Origin of the sequence: Bradyrhizobium sp. 195 (genome assembly GCF_023101665.1) — a bacterium.
GTDB lineage: Bacteria > Pseudomonadota > Alphaproteobacteria > Rhizobiales > Xanthobacteraceae > Bradyrhizobium.
Genome location: NZ_CP082161.1, coordinates 8,240,588 through 8,256,392 on the forward strand (window position 1 = coordinate 8,240,588; position 15,805 = coordinate 8,256,392).

At 65.8% G+C, this 15,805-nt stretch carries 14 protein-coding genes and 1 riboswitch; of the genes, 9 read left to right on the forward strand and 5 right to left on the reverse strand.

Translation table 11 applies throughout. The features are described from left to right. Positions 1 to 58: 58 nt before the first annotated feature. Positions 59 to 805, reverse strand: coding sequence for a uroporphyrinogen-III synthase (locus tag IVB26_RS38395; protein ID WP_247970016.1), 747 nt, complete (start codon positions 803 to 805; stop codon positions 59 to 61). Between the two features lie 151 nt (positions 806 to 956). Between IVB26_RS38395 and tsaD the strand changes: the two genes are divergently transcribed. Genes tsaD through IVB26_RS38410 form a run of 3 tightly spaced genes read left to right on the forward strand, consistent with a single transcriptional unit; the run spans position 957 to position 3,429 of the window. Beyond that, a complete protein-coding gene (gene tsaD / locus IVB26_RS38400; RefSeq protein ID WP_247970017.1) occupies positions 957 to 2,030 on the forward strand; it encodes a tRNA (adenosine(37)-N6)-threonylcarbamoyltransferase complex transferase subunit TsaD in 1,074 nt (357 codons plus the stop codon). Positions 2,031 to 2,032: 2 nt separating this feature from the next. After that, entirely contained in the window at positions 2,033 to 3,013 is a 981-nt protein-coding gene (locus IVB26_RS38405) for an NAD(P)H-dependent glycerol-3-phosphate dehydrogenase (RefSeq protein ID WP_247970018.1), read from the forward strand. Between the two features lie 2 nt (positions 3,014 to 3,015). Further along, on the forward strand, positions 3,016 to 3,429 hold the full coding sequence (locus IVB26_RS38410; RefSeq protein ID WP_246932410.1) for an EVE domain-containing protein: 414 nt from the start codon (positions 3,016 to 3,018) through the stop codon (positions 3,427 to 3,429). A gap of 102 nt (positions 3,430 to 3,531) precedes the next feature. Here IVB26_RS38410 and IVB26_RS38415 read toward each other — a convergent pair whose 3' ends face one another. Next, positions 3,532 to 4,611, reverse strand: coding sequence for an adenylate/guanylate cyclase domain-containing protein (locus tag IVB26_RS38415; RefSeq protein WP_247970019.1), 1,080 nt, complete (start codon positions 4,609 to 4,611; stop codon positions 3,532 to 3,534). 101 nt (positions 4,612 to 4,712) lie between these two features. Between IVB26_RS38415 and IVB26_RS38420 the strand changes: the two genes are divergently transcribed. Further along, positions 4,713 to 5,168 (forward strand): SRPBCC family protein, encoded by a 456-nt coding sequence (locus IVB26_RS38420; RefSeq protein ID WP_247970020.1) that lies wholly within the window; start codon positions 4,713 to 4,715, stop codon positions 5,166 to 5,168. Between the two features lie 106 nt (positions 5,169 to 5,274). Here the strand turns inward: IVB26_RS38420 and IVB26_RS38425 are convergent, their stop codons facing one another. Continuing rightward, positions 5,275 to 6,444 carry a DNA topoisomerase IB gene (locus tag IVB26_RS38425; protein WP_247970021.1) on the reverse strand — a complete coding sequence of 390 codons (1,170 nt, stop codon included), beginning with the start codon at positions 6,442 to 6,444 and terminating at the stop codon, positions 5,275 to 5,277. Positions 6,445 to 6,847: 403 nt separating this feature from the next. On the opposite strand from IVB26_RS38425, the gene acs reads away from it, so the two are divergent. Beyond that, entirely contained in the window at positions 6,848 to 8,794 is a 1,947-nt protein-coding gene (gene acs / locus IVB26_RS38430) for an acetate--CoA ligase (RefSeq protein WP_247970022.1), read from the forward strand. Positions 8,795 to 9,229: 435 nt separating this feature from the next. Then, positions 9,230 to 9,745 carry a L,D-transpeptidase gene (locus IVB26_RS38435; protein ID WP_247970023.1) on the forward strand — a complete coding sequence of 172 codons (516 nt, stop codon included), beginning with the start codon at positions 9,230 to 9,232 and terminating at the stop codon, positions 9,743 to 9,745. 55 nt (positions 9,746 to 9,800) lie between these two features. Here the strand turns inward: IVB26_RS38435 and IVB26_RS38440 are convergent, their stop codons facing one another. Together IVB26_RS38440 and IVB26_RS38445 are read right to left on the reverse strand one after the other, a co-directional pair. Next, complete coding sequence (locus tag IVB26_RS38440) at positions 9,801 to 10,391, reverse strand: thermonuclease family protein (RefSeq protein ID WP_247970024.1); 591 nt, start codon at positions 10,389 to 10,391, stop codon at positions 9,801 to 9,803. A gap of 43 nt (positions 10,392 to 10,434) precedes the next feature. Then, complete coding sequence (locus IVB26_RS38445; protein WP_247970025.1) at positions 10,435 to 10,632, reverse strand: DUF1674 domain-containing protein; 198 nt, start codon at positions 10,630 to 10,632, stop codon at positions 10,435 to 10,437. Positions 10,633 to 10,821: 189 nt separating this feature from the next. On the opposite strand from IVB26_RS38445, the gene IVB26_RS38450 reads away from it, so the two are divergent. From IVB26_RS38450 to purH, 3 genes are all read left to right on the forward strand, one after another. Next, positions 10,822 to 12,168: an RsmB/NOP family class I SAM-dependent RNA methyltransferase gene (locus IVB26_RS38450; protein WP_247970026.1), complete on the forward strand. Its 1,347-nt coding sequence runs from the start codon at positions 10,822 to 10,824 to the stop codon at positions 12,166 to 12,168. A gap of 157 nt (positions 12,169 to 12,325) precedes the next feature. Then, on the forward strand, positions 12,326 to 14,044 hold the full coding sequence (locus IVB26_RS38455) for a heparinase II/III family protein (protein ID WP_247320725.1): 1,719 nt from the start codon (positions 12,326 to 12,328) through the stop codon (positions 14,042 to 14,044). Positions 14,045 to 14,103: 59 nt separating this feature from the next. Then, positions 14,104 to 14,185, forward strand: a riboswitch (ZMP/ZTP riboswitch). Positions 14,186 to 14,209: 24 nt separating this feature from the next. Next, positions 14,210 to 15,802, forward strand: coding sequence for a bifunctional phosphoribosylaminoimidazolecarboxamide formyltransferase/IMP cyclohydrolase (gene purH, locus IVB26_RS38460; protein ID WP_247970027.1), 1,593 nt, complete (start codon positions 14,210 to 14,212; stop codon positions 15,800 to 15,802). The last annotated feature ends 3 nt before the right edge of the window (positions 15,803 to 15,805 follow it).

Genomic DNA, 15,805 nt, shown 5'->3' on the forward strand with positions numbered 1-15,805 from the left:
GGTTCCTCACACTTCCATACCAGGACGGACTCAATTGCGTCGGTTTCGGCTCGACCTCTTACGCCAAACGGGTGCGCAACGCACGCTCCAAGGTGGCAAATAGGGCACTTTCGTCCGGTGTCGCAGCGACCAGAACCTGCGACGCGCCGGCCTCGCGGAGCGCGCTTGCGACCGCCTCAGACAGGCAGCATTGGGGGATCGCCAGCGCCGAAATTTCGACGCCTTCGTCCCGCGCCGCATCCAGGAACGCGCGGGCGCTGCGCCTGGAATAATGCAGCACCGCCTCGACCCCATGCGCGGCAAAGCCCTCGCAGACCTCGCGCGGCAGATGCTTGACCGGCGTCATGCGATAAGTCGTCCGCGTGACCACGGAAAAACCCTCCGCACCGAGCTCGCCGCCGAGGTCGTGCGACAAATCCGCGCCCGCGAGGTACAGCAGCGTGTTCTTTTTCTTCAGCACCTTGTCGCGCGCACTCTGGATCACCTTGTCCCGCAAGGATGCGGCATCGCCGCCGGCGACGATCACCTCGGCAAAGCCGGCGTCGCGCGCCGCAGCAGCCGTGTGCTCGCCGACCGCAAACAGCGGCAGCTCCAGCAGGCCAAGGTCCCGCAATTGTGGTGCGACGGCGCGGATCGCGTTGGCCGATGTGACGAGGATGGCGCCGTAGGGTGCTTCACTTTCGTCGCGAAAGGCGACCGGCTCGAACTTGAGCGCCGGCGCGAGCAGCACCGCATGCCCCCGCGCGCGCAGACTTTCCGCCGTCGCCTCATTGTCGGGATGCGGCCGTGTGACAAGAATGGACATCGCTGGTGTTCCCGAACCACTTGGCGGTGACGCATGACGAGGACGGCTTGCTTCGTGACGATTGCGCAATCTGGCCCCGGAATGCTACCGGACGTACCAGAACTCTGCTTTACGGATGAGCGCAAGGCGCAAATTGGATAACAATCCGCGAATGCTGGTACTGGGCATCGAAACCACCTGCGACGAGACCGCCGCGGCGGTGATCGAGCGCGCGGACGACGGCGGCGGCAGGATCCTCTCCAACATCGTGCGGTCGCAGGTCGAGGAGCACGCCCGCTTCGGCGGCGTGGTGCCGGAGATTGCCGCCCGCGCCCATGTCGACCTGCTCGACGGCATTATCGATCGCGCCATGCGCGAGGCCGGCATCGGATTTGCCCAGCTCAACGGCGTCGCGGCCGCCGCGGGGCCGGGCCTGATCGGCGGCGTCATCGTCGGACTCACCACCGCGAAAGCGATCGCGATGGTGCACGACACGCCGCTGGTCGCGGTGAACCATCTGGAGGCGCATGCGCTGACACCACGCCTCACCGACGGAATCGAGTTTCCCTATTGCCTGTTCCTTGCCTCCGGCGGCCACACCCAGATCGTCGCAGTCACCGGCGTCGGACAATATGTGCGGCTCGGCACCACCGTCGACGACGCGATCGGCGAGGCCTTCGACAAGGTTGCGAAGATGCTGGGCCTGCCCTATCCCGGCGGCCCGCAGGTCGAGCGCGAGGCGGCGAGCGGCGATGCCACGCGCTTTGCGTTTCCGCGGCCGATGCAGGGACGCCCTGACGCCAATTTCTCGCTGTCGGGATTGAAGACGGCGGTGCGCAGCGAAGCGAGCCGGCTCGCTGAGATCACGCCGCAGGACATCAGCGATCTTTGCGCGAGTTTTCAGGCCGCCGTGCTCGATTCGACCGCCGATCGTTTGAGCGTCGGTCTCAGGCTTTTCCGCGAGCAGTTCGGCGCGCCCCGCGCCCTGGTCGCGGCCGGCGGTGTCGCCGCCAATCAGGCGATCCGCGGCGCCCTCGATGAGGTTGCGAGGCAAGCCGGGACGCAATTGATCATGCCGCCGCCGGCGCTCTGCACCGACAACGGCGCGATGATCGCCTGGGCCGGCGCCGAGCGCCTCGCGCTCGGCATGACCGACACGATGGAAGCCGAGCCGCGAGCGCGGTGGCTGCTCGATGCGAACGCAACAGCGCCGGCAGGCTACGGCAAGACACGGGCGGGATACTAGCGATGTCAGCGTTCCAAACCGTCGCGGTGATCGGCGCGGGCGCCTGGGGCACGGCGCTGGCGACTGTCGCAGCACGGGCGGGGCGCACCGTGACATTGTGGGCACGGAATGCCGAGCATGCCGCGCGGATTGCCTCGACCCGCGACAACCCGCGGCTCCCCGGTGTACAGATCGCTCCGGAGATCGTCGTCACAAACGATCTGGCGCTCGCCGCGCGCGCGGACATGCTGATGATCGCAACACCGGCGCAGCATGTCCGCGGCGCGGTCAACATGCTGGCGTCGCATCTGCCAAGGCCGGCACCGATCATTGCCTGCGCCAAGGGCATCGAGCACGGCACCCACAAATTCATGACCGACGTGATCGCGGAAGCCGCGCCCCACGCCAAGCCGGCCATTCTGTCGGGCCCGAGCTTTGCCGACGATGTCGCGCGCAGCCTGCCGACGGCGGTGACGCTGGCGGCAGGCGATGAGACCCTGGCAAGCGCGCTCGTGCAGGCGCTGGGCTCGCCGACGTTCCGTCCCTATCATTCCACCGACATTCGTGGCGTCGAGATCGGCGGAGCGGCCAAGAACGTGCTGGCGATCGCGGTCGGCATCGCGGTCGGGCGCAAGCTCGGCGCGTCTGCCCAGGCTGCGCTGACGACCCGCGGCTTTGCCGAGCTCACGCGTCTCGGCCGCGCGATGGGCGCGCGTGGCGAGACGCTCACGGGCCTGTCCGGCCTCGGCGATCTCATTCTGACCTGCTCGAGCCCGCAATCACGCAACTTCGCCCTTGGCCTCGCACTCGGCCGCGGCGAGCAGCCGCCTGCCGGCAAGCTTGCCGAAGGCGAATTCACCGCACCGGTGCTGATCGAACTCGCAGCTTCGCAAAACATCGAGATGCCAGTATCGCAAGCGGTCGCGTCGATCCTGAACGGCCGGAGCACGATCGACGCCGCAATCTCGGGACTATTGACGCGCCCCTTCAAGGCAGAGGAATGAGCATGGCGTACTGGCTGGTGAAATCCGAACCATCGGTGTGGTCCTGGGACCAGCAGGTGGCGAAGGGCGCCAAGGGCGAGGCCTGGACCGGTGTGCGCAATTACACCGCGCGCCAGAACCTCGTCGCGATGAAGAAGGGCGACAAGGCGTTCTTCTATCATTCCAACGAGGGCAAGGAGATCGTCGGCATCGCTGAGATCATCAAGGAAGCCTATCCGGACCCAACCGACAAGACCGAGAAATTCGTCTGCGTCGATATCAAGGCCGACAAGCCGCTGAAGAATCCGGTGACGATGGCGGCAATCAAGGCCGAGAAGAAGCTCGCCGACATGGCGCTGGTGAAATATTCGCGCCTCTCGGTGCAGCCGGTGACGGCGGAGGAGTGGAAGCTCGTCTGCAAGATGGGTGGGATGTAGTAGCTGCCGTAGCCCGGATGGAGCGAAGCGAAATCCGGGAAACTCTCCATGTGGCACGATCCCGGATTACGCTTCGCTCCGTCCGGGCTACGATGCCCAGGCCTATGCCTCCGGCAACCCAAACACCTCACATGGTGCGGCAATGCCACGCAGTGAATGCGATCCGAGCGCGACCAGCGGCATGTCCGTCTCCGCGGCCAGCGCGCCTGACACCAGTACGGCCTTGCCGAGCGGCTTGCACAATCCTTCGAGGCGGCTGGCGAGATTGACGGCGGGACCGATCGCCGTGAAATCGAGCCGGTTGGCCGCGCCGATATTGCCCCAGAGCATCTCACCAAGATGAAGCGCGGCCCCGAACGCCAGCGGCGGCAGGCCCTTGCCGCTGCGCTCCGCGTTGAGATAGGCCATGCCCGCCTCGGCTGCGCCTGCAGCACGCAAAGCTGCCTCGCAGGCGTGTCGCGGCGACGCCTCGACCACCGGAAAGATCGCGAGCACGCCGTCGCCGATGAATTTCAGCACCTCGCCGCCGAAGGCGTGGACGGCGCCGGCGATGCGATCGAACCAGGCGTCGAGCGCCGCGATGACCTCTCCAGGCGGCGAGGCCTCCGACAGGATCGTGAAATTGCGCAGGTCCGCATAGAGCAGCGCGGCCTGAATGGTCTCGCCGAGATCGCGCCGCAACGGCGCCGCCAGCACCCGCTCCGCGCTGCGCTTGCCGAGATAGGCATCCAGCGTTGCCCGCAAGGTGGCGCGCGCGGCGAGCACGGCGAGGGGCGTCGCGGCAAAACGCGCGGCCTGGCGCAATTGCCCGATTTCTTCCGCAGTGAACGGACGCGGCGCGATCCAGCCCAGCAGCGGCCCGTCTTGCCGTCCGACGATGTCTTCGTGCACCTCGCCGCGCGCGATGTCGCGCAACCAGCGGCGACCGGCATCGTTCGGCGGATCCGGTGCGAGGCCGCCAGGCGCGAAGCCGAGTGCTTCGATCACCTGGCCGCTGTCGGCACGCCACAGCCAAGTCCGCTTCGCGATCAGCGGATGAGGCACCTCCAGCGTCAGGGCGCCCGCCGCGAGCGGCACGCCGTCGGCGACCAGACGGGCACCGAGTTCCGCGAGCAGGCGATCAGCTCCGGCACTATCCGAGGCGGCATCGACGAGCCAAGCGAGGGTCGGGGAGAGCTGCATGGTTCGATCATGACGACGGCGGGCCGGGTTTGTCACGGGCAATCCTTGACGAGCCGCTTTGGCGCCGCCATGTGCCAGTGTTAGCGAAGGGATGATCCCCGATGACCGAACCGTTCGTCGTGCGACGCGAGACCCAGATCCCAGCTCCACGCGCCACCGTTTTCGCTTACCTGACCGACCCCGAGAAGATCTTGAGCTGGATGGGCTCGGATGTGACCACCGAGCCACATCCCGGCGGGCTCTATCTGCTCAAGGGTGTGGGCCCGCGCGGCGGCGTCGCTCGCGGAGCCTTTCGTGAGGTCGTGCCGGTGCACCGCCTTGCCTACACGTTCGGCTGGGACGGCGGCCAGGAAGTGCCGCCAGGCTCGAGCCTGATCGAGATTGATCTGATCGAACGCGATGGCGGCACGCTGCTGCGCATGACCCATAGCGGCCTGCCGACCGCAGAACAGGCCGCCGCGCACGCGACGGGCTGGGCGCATTATCTGGAGCGGCTCACGATCGCAGCGGCTGGCAACGATCCCGGTCCGGATAAGGGAGTCTCGGGCGAGTCGTAGCTCTTGTAGGGTGGGCAAAGCGCAGCGTGCCCACGCATTTTTCGCGATCGAGAGAGATGGTGGGCACGGGCGCAAGGGCGCCTTTGCCCACCCTACGGCAGTGTCGCTACACCGCGGCGGTCGCGACTACCTGCGCCAGAAGCTGCTCGCGTCGCGCCTGCGAGCGCTGGCCCTTCATGGTCGCGGCAAAGCGTTCGAGGATGCCCTCCTCGAACGCGGTGACGATGGTGTCGTGAACGTAGCTCTTGCGGCAGATCGCCGGCGTGTTCGAGAGCTTGTCCGCAGCGGAGCGGATCGCGTCCAGCACCTGCTTCTTGCGGCCACGCTGGCTGGTCGCCGGCGTGATCCGCGACAAGGATTCCACGACGACGGCAGACGCCATCAGCGTACGAAAGTCCTTCAACGAGATCTTGATGCCGGCGATTTCCCGCAAGAACGCGTTCACCTGCGTGGTGCTGACCGCACGTACGATGCCGTAGGCATCGCGATACTGGAACATGCGCTTGCCCGGGACGCCCTGCAAAATGCCGATGGCGCGCACCAGCTTGGCGGCGTCGCACTCCTTGCGCACCGCCTTGCCGCCCTTGGCCTTGAAGGTCAGCACGAAGCAATCGTCTTCCAGCGTCACGTTGGACTTCAGCAGCGTGGTGGCGCCGCGAGTGCCGTTGAGGCGGGCATAGGATTCATTGCCGGGGCGGATCGCGGTGCGCGCGATCAGCTCGATCACGGCCGAGAGCGCAAATTCACGCGTCGGCTCGTCGCCCGACAGGAACGCCGAGACCTTGCGCCGGATCTTTGGCAGCGCGCCGACGAGCTTTTCCAGGCGATGCGCCTTGCGATGCTCGCGGACCTTCTCCCAATCGGCGTGATAGCGATATTGCAGCCGGCCCGCGGCATCGCGTCCGACGGCCTGGAGATGCGAGCTCGGATCGGCGGAATAGCGGACCTCACGATAGGCCGGCGGCACCGCCATGGCGTGCAGCCGCCGGATGGTGCGTGCGTCGCGGATGTGTGCGCCGTTCGGGCGGACGAAGGAATAGCCCTTGCCGCGCTTAATGCGGCGGATGGTCAGCTCGTTCTGGTCGCCGAGGCGCAGGCCCAGCTCCTTGGCGAGCGCCTCGACCGTCGCCGCAGGCGCCGTGTCGAAGACCTTCTTCGGGCTGGGACGCCTGAAAGAGGCCGGTTTCGGCCATTGTCCGAGAGCTTTGGCCAGTGCAATAGCCGCGGGATCGGCTGAAGCGGGCCGTATCGTCCCGAGATTCTGCTGATCCATCATAGTCTTATGCCTTAGCCCTGTCTGTTATCGGTCAATGCCGTTGTTCTGATTTTTGTTCCGAGGGGTCTCTTTGGACCCGGGTTGGCCATTTAGGGTGTTCCGAACCGTATTGCGAGTCCCGAATCATTGAGAGATGGTTTCTAAATACCTCTATTGATGCATGAGGCTCTGCGCAGGCCTGTTCCGCGGATCTGGGTAAAGGGACCCGAAAGCCACCGTCGGGCCTGTTTCAGATTTGCGACAATCGCAGCAGGTGGCCTTGATCCTCCGCATGGCCGGCGGCCCGCCGAAGGTCCAGCTTGTGCTCCTTGTCGGGTCCGGTTAGCCCGACGCATAATCAGTCAATGATCAAGTCGGCTCGCCAGTTCGCTAGCGTTCGGCCTGCCGTATGTGGAGGGAAAGCATGTCCGAGAAGATCTACGACGTCCCCGCGGAATGGACCAAGCGCGCCTGGGTCGACCAGGCCAAGTACAAGGACATGTACGCCCGCTCGATCTCAGACCCGAACGCGTTCTGGGCGGAACAGGCCAAGCGCATCGACTGGATGAAGGCGCCGACGAAAATAGAGAACGTCTCCTTCGCGCCCGGCAACATCTCGATCAAATGGTTCGAGGACGGCGTCCTCAACGTCGCCCATAATTGCATCGACCGGCACCTGCACACGCGCGGCAACAAGACCGCGATCATCTGGGAAGGCGACGATCCCTCGCAGTCGAAGCACATCACCTACAAGGAGTTGCACGACGAAGTCTGCCGGATGGCCAACATCCTGCGCACCCGCAACGTCAAGAAGGGCGACCGCGTCACCATCTACCTGCCGATGATCCCGGAAGCGGCCTATGCGATGCTCGCCTGCGCACGCATCGGCGCAGTTCACTCCGTGGTGTTCGCCGGCTTCTCGCCGGACAGCCTCGCCCAGCGCATCAATGACTGCCAGTCCAAGGTGATCATCACCGCGGACGAAGGCCTGCGCGGCGGCAAGAAGGTGCCGCTGAAGGCCAATGTGGACGCGGCGCTCGCCAAGGCCGACGGCGTCGACTGGGTCGTCGTGGTCAAGCGCACCGGCGGCAAGATCGACATGAACCCGACGCGCGACCTCTGGTATCACGAGGCGGCTGCGATGGTGACGACCGAATGTCCGGTCGAGCACATGCATGCCGAGGATCCGCTATTCATCCTCTACACTTCGGGCTCGACCGGCCAGCCCAAGGGCGTGCTGCACACCTCCGCCGGCTATCTCGTATTCGCCTCGATGACGCATCAATACGTCTTCGACTACCACGACGGCGACATCTACTGGTGCACCGCCGACGTCGGCTGGGTCACCGGCCACAGCTACATCCTCTATGGCCCGCTGGCGAACGGCGCAACCACGCTGATGTTCGAAGGGGTGCCGAATTACCCGGATAATTCGCGGTTCTGGAACGTCATCGACAAGCACAAGGTCAACATCTTCTACACCGCGCCGACGGCGATCCGCGCCTTGATGCAGAGTGGCGACGAGCCGGTGACGAAGACTTCGCGCGCTTCGCTCCGCCTGCTCGGCTCGGTCGGCGAGCCCATCAATCCGGAAGCCTGGGAGTGGTATCACCGCGTCGTCGGCGACGACCGCTGCCCAATCGTCGACACCTGGTGGCAGACCGAGACCGGCGGCATTTTGATCACGCCGCTGCCAGGCGCGACAAAACTCAAGCCCGGCTCGGCGACGCAACCGTTCTTCGGCGTCGTACCCGAGATCGTCGATGCCGACGGCAAGGTGCTGGAGGGCGAGACATCAGGCAATCTCTGCCTCACCCGCTCATGGCCGGGCCAGATGCGCACGGTCTATGGCGATCATGCCCGCTTCGAGCAGACCTATTTCTCCACCTACAAGGGCAAGTACTTCACCGGCGACGGCTGCCGGCGCGACGCCGACGGCTATTACTGGATCACCGGCCGCGTCGACGACGTCATCAACGTCTCGGGCCATCGCATGGGCACGGCTGAAGTCGAGAGCGCGCTGGTCGCGCATGAGAAGGTGTCGGAAGCCGCCGTGGTCGGCTTCCCGCACGACATCAAGGGCCAGGGCATCTACGCCTATGTGACCCTGATGGCCGGCGTCGAGCCGACCGACGATCTGCGCAAGGAGCTCGTGACCTGGGTGCGCAAGGAGATCGGCCCGATCGCATCACCGGACCAGATCCAGTTCGCGCCGGGCCTGCCCAAGACCCGCTCCGGCAAGATCATGCGCCGCATCCTGCGCAAGATCGCCGAGGACGAGCCGGGCAGCCTGGGCGACACCTCGACGCTGGCCGATCCCGCCGTGGTCGACGACCTCGTCAAGAACCGGCAGAACAAGAAGTCGGCGTAAGAAAACTCTCGTGCCCCGGACGCAGCGCAGCGCGTACTTGCGCGGTGCGCTGCAGAGCCGGAGCCCCATGCAGCGACGGCACGCGTGGCTCCTGGGTCCCGGCTCTGCGCAGCAGCGTAAGAGCGCTGCAGCGCTTCCGGGACACGGGGCTGCCTCCGCGCCAACGCCCTCAAAACAACAGCCGTTCACATCCTCACGCGCTTGTCAGAGCACGCGGCGTCGCGCCCGCATCTTTCCCGTCGAGTGTTGTTTTCAGGTCATTTACTTTATTTCGAACATTTCCTTTGTTCCCCCTGCTGGCTGGCCCTCCGTGGCCGCGTTTGGAAACCATCCGGTTAACGGGCGCGGTTAAGAATGTCCCTGAAGGACTTGGCGCGGCGGCGATTGCCGGTTCTGCGTAATTTTGGCGATGCGTTTGAGGTAAAGGGAAAATCGATGTCGATGAGGATTGCGGTGGCGCTGGCTGCCACCATCGGGGCGGGGGTCTTGATGTCGACGGCGGCAGAGGCGCGGCCGGAGATGGTGGGAGCGCACGTGGCCGACTATTCGCCGGGCACCATCGTAGTCAAAACCAGCGAGCGGCGGCTCTATCTCATCCTCGATAACGGCCACGCCGTGCGCTATCCGGTCGGCGTCGGCAAGTCCGGCAAGCAGTGGGCCGGCACCACTCGCATCGACGGGAAGTACCGAAATCCGGCCTGGTCGCCGCCGGCAGAGGTGAAGCGCGACAAACCGAGCATTCCGGACGTCATTCCCGGCGGCTCGCCGCGCAACCCGATGGGCGTTGCGGCGATGACGCTGGCCGGCGGCGAATACGCCATCCACGGCACCAACGTGCCGGGTTCGGTCGGCGGCTTCGTCTCCTACGGCTGCATCCGCATGCTCAACGACGACATCACCGATCTCTACGGCCGCGTCTCAGTCGGCACGACGGTGGTCGTGACGCGCTGATCGCCGGGAGCGAGCAAGACAAGAATGGGCCGCGTCTTGGGACGCGGCTTTTTTGTTACCAGAAGCGCCAGCTGCGTGTGCACCAGCCGCCGCGATGGCCGCCATTGTAGCTCCGCGCAAAACCGCCCGCGAGCAACGCCGCCGAAACGTTCGCGGTCCGCCGGGTCGCGACGTCGGCGAGAACGCGGCCGTATTTGTCGGGGCCGAGATTGGTGATGGTCACGCCGCCCTGGCCGAGCAGATCGCGCAATGCGCGGGCCGCCGCTTCCGCCTTGTCCAACTCCTCCTGGCAGGATGCCTTCAATTCGGGCGCATCGATGCCGCGCAGCCGAACGCGCACGACGAGATCGCGGCCGTCACGCTGACGAACACGCGCAAGGAAGGTGTCGCCGTCGATTGTGCGAATGACATCGACGGGCTCGCGAGCATCGGGATGATCCGCCTGCTGCAGAACGATCTCGGCATCCCGTGTGCGGTCGCCGTCCGTGTGCGGAACAAGCCAGTCCATTCCATGGCGGAAGGTGAGGACGACGGCCAGCACGACGCCGACCACGAACATCCACGGCAACAATCCGGAGAAGTGCCGACCGAACGGCGAGCCGCTGTATGACGTCCGAGAGGGATGGCTGGGGTCAAAGCGCGACATCGCGCAACGCTATGGCTGAGTCGGCCGAGCCCGCAAGAGCGACTCAGAAGTCGGAAGCGATGCCCTTGCGCTCCCAGTCGCCGTAGCGAGTAGGCTCAGGTCCCTTTGGTCCCTGCAACTCTTTGGCCTTGGCCTCATCCTTGGCCGCGGCAGCCTGCCGGCGCGCCTCGGCTTCGGCCAGCGCGCGCTGGGCGGCCGGCGATAACGGCTTGCGGTCGGGAAGGGGAGGCCGGTCACTCATCGCTGGGCTTTCTAGCGCAGGACGGCCCGCAACGCGACGTCCAATAACGCATTCCTGAAATCAGCCCGGAAGGGCTGAAAAAGCCGGAAGCGATTCTTACATTTGGCATATTCGCGTGCCAGAGATTGGGTTCTCAAGGCATGCGCCCATTGCGGCGGAACTGCCGCTCGCTCAGAACCTTGCTTCCGCATGCCATCTCAACGTTTCGCCCCTCCGTCCGAAGTGCCCGGTCTTGCGGCGCGACGGATTGCCGCCGACATCGTCGACGGCGTGCTTCACAAGCATCGCACGCTAGACGACCAGCTCGACGGCAGCGGCGCTCATCCCGGACTGAAGACGCTGGCCGACCGCGACCGCGCGCTGATGCGGCGCCTGGTCGCCACCGTGCTGCGCCGGCTGGGCACGCTCGGCCATGTGCTGTCCCGCCTGCTCGATAAGGGCATTCCCTCCGAGGCACCGCGCGCGCAGAGCGCGCTCCTGATCGGCGCGGCGCAGATCCTCTGGATGGACGTGCCCGATCACGCCGCCGTCGACCTCTCCGTTCGCCTGGTGCAATCCGACAGGCGCGCCGCGCGCTATGCGGGGCTCGTCAATGCCGTGCTGCGCCGCTGCGCGCGCGAGGGCAAGGCGCTGGTCGAGGAAGTTACCGCGCAGTCGTTGGACCTGCCGCCATGGCTGCTCGCGCGCTGGAGCGCGCATTATGGCGAGGCGACCGCACGAGACATGGCGCTGGCGCTCGGCCACGAGCCCTCGCTCGATCTCACCGTGAAGTCGGATGCCGAGCAATGGGCGAGCCGCCTGCATGGCGAGACGCTGCCGACCGGGACGGTGCGGATGCTGCTGCACGGCTCGGTGACCATGCTGCCCGGCTTCGCCGAGGGACAATGGTGGGTGCAGGATGCCGCCGCCGCGCTGCCCGCCCGGCTGTTCGGCGACATCAAAGGCAAATCCATCGCCGATCTCTGCGCCGCCCCGGGCGGCAAGACCGCGCAGCTGGCGCTATCAGGCGCGCATGTCACGGCGATCGACCGCTCGCCGGCCCGGGTGGCGCGGCTGCGCGAAAACCTGGCGCGGCTGTCGCTCCAGGCAGAGACTGTCGTTGCTGACGCCGTGGAATGGGCCGGCCCCACCGAGGGCTTCGACGGTATTTTGATCGATGCGCCCTGCACCTCGACCGGCACAATCCGCCGTCATCCCGACGTGGCGTGGCTGCGGCAGGAATCCGATGTCACCGCCATGACCGCGCTTCAGCAGCGGCTGCTGCGAAAATCGGTATCGTTGCTCAAGCCGGGCGGGATGCTGGTCTATTGCACCTGCTCGCTGGAACCTGAAGAAGGCGAGCAGGCGGTGGCGACGCTGCTGGCCGCAGAGCCTGCACTTCGCCGCGTGCCAATCGAGGCGTCGGAGGTCGCGGGCCTCGACGAACTCATCACCGCCGAAGGCGATCTGCGCACTTTGCCCAGCCATCTGCCGAACGCCGATCCCAAGCGCGGCGGGCTTGACGGATTTTTCGCAGCCCGGCTCGTTAAATCCTGATTTTGCACTGGATTTTGCGACCCCGACGCTGATTCTCACACGTTCAAGGTGGTGTCAGACGGCCGATTTTGGGATTAATAGGGATTCGTCGGAATCCTCTCCCCCTTCAAGGCAAGGCGTGTCGGTCGCTCAACGCAGACGTATCTCGACGCTGGTCATGAACCGCTTCGCGCGGAACATGCTCGCGCGCGCGAGCGGCGGTTCCGTTGCGCTGTCGCGGGTCTGGCCCGGCCGCACCGACCGGCTGATCATCGCGCCGCACGACCTGCGCACCGCGGATGCGACCCGCGCCGCCGAAATCTATGCCGGCCGCTTTGTCTTTGCCGGCAAGATCGTCAATTGCCACGGCCGCTCGATCTTCGATCTCGAGCCGCCGTCGGAGGATTGGGAGGTTGCGCTGCTCGGCTTCGGTTGGCTGCGTCATTTGCGCGCCGCCGACACTGCGCTGACACGAGCGAATGCGCGCGCGCTGATCGAAGACTGGATCGCCAACCCCGCCAACAAGCGTCGCCCGGTCGCGCGCCGCGCCGACGTGCTGGCCCGACGCGTGATCTCGCTGCTGTCGCAGGCGCCGCTGGTGCTCAACGAGACCGACAACAAATTCTACCGTCGCTATCTGCGCGCCTTGGCCCGCGAGATCCGCTTCCTGCGCTACACCATGGTCAACATTCCGGACGGGGTGCCGAAACTCCAGGTGCTGATCGCGCTGTGCTATGCGGCCTTGTGCCTCGCCAACCAGGCGAGCCACATCCGCAACGCCTCGAAAAAACTTTCCGACGAATTGCAGCGGCAGATCCTGCCCGACGGCGGACACATCTCCCGCAACCCGGGCGCGCTGATCGAACTCTTGATCGACCTGCTGCCGCTGCGGCAGACCTTTGCCGCGCGCAACATCGCGCCACCGCCGGCACTGCTCAACGCGATCGACCGCATGATGCCGATGCTGCGTTTCTTCCGGCATGGCGACGGAAATTTCGCGCTGTTCAACGGCATGAGCGCGACATCTTCCGACCTGCTCGCGACGCTGCTCGCCTATGACGACACCCACGGTGTGCCGATGGCGAACATGCCGCATACCGGCTTTCAGCGCCTCGATGCCGGCCAGACCACTGTGATCATCGACACCGGCCCGCCGCCGCCCGCCGGCGTCAGTCACGACGCCCATGCCGGCTGTCTGTCGTTCGAGCTGTCCTCCGGGATCAGCCGCATCGTCACCAATTGCGGCATGCCGACCACGGGCCGCGACAATTGGCGGCCGTTCGCACGCGGCACGGCGGCGCATTCGACGCTGACCTATCACGACGCCTCGTCATGCCAGTTCGTGGAGATGTCGGCAATGAAGCGGCTCCTGCACGGCTCGCCGGTCACCAGCGGGCCCGTCGAGGTGGAGAGCTATCGCGAGATCGTGCAGAACGGCACGCTGCTCACGACCTCGCATGACGGCTATCTCGGCAAATTCGGCGCGATCCATCGCCGGGTGCTGATGATCGCCAATGACGGCGCGCGCATCGACGGCGAGGACACGCTGTCGCCGCCGCAGGGCGGACGTTTCAAGGGTGCGGATGCCGATTTCGCGCTGCGCTTCCATCTGCATCCGGCGGTGAAGGCGAGCCGGCTGTCGGATGCGCGCGGCGTCATGCTGGTGCTGCCGAACCGCGACGTCTGGACCTTCGAGGCGCTCGACGACAAGGTCGACCTCGAGGACAGCGTGTTCCTGGCCGGTAATGACGGCCCGCGCCGCACCGCCCAGATCGTGATCCGGCAGGACGCGCGGCAGGCGCCCTCGATCCGCTGGAGTTTTGTGCGTTCCACCGCTTCGCCGGCCGTCACCAATGCCCGAAGAAATGCACGGCGGGAGCCGGAACTACCGCTATAGACGCGCGTATTTCAACTCAATCTGATCGTTGTGAAGCCCGCTGAAAACTGCTATCGAGCCCTCGCTCGCGCAACTGGCGACCTTGGATGGAGCACCATCGGGAAGCGCGGGACATAGACGCCGCGCGCCTGGGCATAGACACTCCCTTAGCAGAGGATCTTGCTCATGACTGACCATCCCCGCCGCGTCACCCGCGCCCTGCTTTCCGTTTCCGACAAGACCGGCCTGATCGAGTTCGCCAAGGCGCTTGCTGCGCACGACGTCGAGCTGGTCTCGACGGGCGGCACCGCGAAAGCGATTGCCGCGGCCGGTCTCAAGGTGAAAGACGTCTCCGACCTGACCGGCTTCCCCGAGATGATGGACGGCCGCGTCAAGACGCTGCATCCGAAGGTGCATGGCGGCCTGCTCGCGATCCGCGACAACAAGGAGCACGCAGAGGCGATGAAGGCGCATGGCATCGCGCCGATCGACCTCCTCGTCGTCAACCTCTACCCGTTCGAGGCGACCGTCGACAAAGGCGCGGGCTTCGAGGATTGCATCGAGAACATCGACATCGGCGGCCCCGCGATGATCCGCGCCGCCGCCAAGAACCATGACGACGTCGCGGTCGTGGTCGAGGCCGAGGATTACAAGGCCGTGCTCGACGAGCTCGCCGCCAACAACGGAGCGACAACGCTGAAGCTGCGGCGGCGGCTTGCCGCAAAGGCCTATGCGCGCACCGGCGCTTACGATGCCGCGATCTCGAACTGGTTCAGCCGCCAGCTCGAGATCGACGCGCCCGACTTCCGCGCCTTCGGCGGCCGTCTGATCCAGTCGCTGCGCTATGGCGAGAACCCGCACCAGACCGCGGCGTTTTATGCGACGCCGGACAAGCGCCCGGGAGTCTCGACCGCGCGCCAGCTCCAGGGCAAGGAGCTCTCGTACAACAACATCAACGACACCGACGCGGCCTATGAATGCATCGGCGAGTTCGACGCCAAGCGCACCGCGGCCTGCGTCATCGTCAAGCACGCCAATCCCTGCGGCGTCGCGGAAGGCTCCGACCTCGTCAGCGCCTATCGCAAGGCGCTGGCCTGCGATTCCACCTCCGCCTTCGGCGGCATCATCGCGATGAACCGCGCGCTCGACGCCGATACCGCCCGCGAGATCACGAAAATCTTCACCGAGGTGATCATCGCGCCCGATGCCAGCGAGGAGGCGATCGCCATCATCGGCGGGAAGAAGAACCTGCGCCTGCTGCTCGCCGGCAGCCTGCCCGACCCGCGCACGCTGGGTCTCACCGCCAAGACGGTTGCCGGCGGCCTGCTGGTACAGAGCCGCGACAATGCCGTGGTCGACGATATGACCTTCAAGGTCGTGACCAAGCGTGCACCAACTGACGGCGAGATGCGCGACCTGAAGTTTGCGTTCCGCGTGGCAAAGCACGTCAAGTCCAACACCATCATCTACGCTAGGGATCTGGCCACCGTCGGCATCGGCGCGGGCCAGATGAGCCGGGTGGATTCAGCGCGGATCGCGGCGCGCAAGGCCCAGGATGCGGCGAACGAGCTGAAGCTCGCCGAGCCGCTCACCAAGGGCTCGGTGGTGGCCTCGGATGCGTTCTTCCCGTTCGCCGACGGCATGCTCGCCTGCATCGAGGCCGGCGCCACCGCCGTGGTGCAGCCCGGCGGCTCCATGCGCGACGACGAAGTGATCAAGGCCGCCGACGAGCACGGCATTGCCATGGTGTTCACGGGAACGCGGCATTTCAGGCATTGAGCC

Bases quoted from the DNA above. Each gene is read 5' to 3' on its own strand.
- acs (WP_247970022.1), top strand. From the start codon at position 6,848: ATGTCCGAGAAGATCTACGACGTCCCCGCGGAATGGACCAAGCGCGCC.
- IVB26_RS38435 (WP_247970023.1), top strand. From the start codon at position 9,230: ATGTCGATGAGGATTGCGGTGGCGCTGGCTGCCACCATCGGGGCGGGG.
- IVB26_RS38395 (WP_247970016.1), bottom strand. From the start codon at position 805: ATGTCCATTCTTGTCACACGGCCGCATCCCGACAATGAGGCGACGGCG.
- IVB26_RS38425 (WP_247970021.1), bottom strand. From the start codon at position 6,444: ATGATGGATCAGCAGAATCTCGGGACGATACGGCCCGCTTCAGCCGAT.
- purH (WP_247970027.1), top strand. From the start codon at position 14,210: ATGACTGACCATCCCCGCCGCGTCACCCGCGCCCTGCTTTCCGTTTCC.
- IVB26_RS38420 (WP_247970020.1), top strand. From the start codon at position 4,713: ATGACCGAACCGTTCGTCGTGCGACGCGAGACCCAGATCCCAGCTCCA.
- IVB26_RS38440 (WP_247970024.1), bottom strand. From the start codon at position 10,391: ATGTCGCGCTTTGACCCCAGCCATCCCTCTCGGACGTCATACAGCGGC.
- IVB26_RS38450 (WP_247970026.1), top strand. From the start codon at position 10,822: ATGCCATCTCAACGTTTCGCCCCTCCGTCCGAAGTGCCCGGTCTTGCG.
- IVB26_RS38410 (WP_246932410.1), top strand. From the start codon at position 3,016: ATGGCGTACTGGCTGGTGAAATCCGAACCATCGGTGTGGTCCTGGGAC.
- tsaD (WP_247970017.1), top strand. From the start codon at position 957: ATGCTGGTACTGGGCATCGAAACCACCTGCGACGAGACCGCCGCGGCG.
- IVB26_RS38455 (WP_247320725.1), top strand. From the start codon at position 12,326: ATGAACCGCTTCGCGCGGAACATGCTCGCGCGCGCGAGCGGCGGTTCC.
- IVB26_RS38405 (WP_247970018.1), top strand. From the start codon at position 2,033: ATGTCAGCGTTCCAAACCGTCGCGGTGATCGGCGCGGGCGCCTGGGGC.
- IVB26_RS38445 (WP_247970025.1), bottom strand. From the start codon at position 10,632: ATGAGTGACCGGCCTCCCCTTCCCGACCGCAAGCCGTTATCGCCGGCC.
- IVB26_RS38415 (WP_247970019.1), bottom strand. From the start codon at position 4,611: ATGCAGCTCTCCCCGACCCTCGCTTGGCTCGTCGATGCCGCCTCGGAT.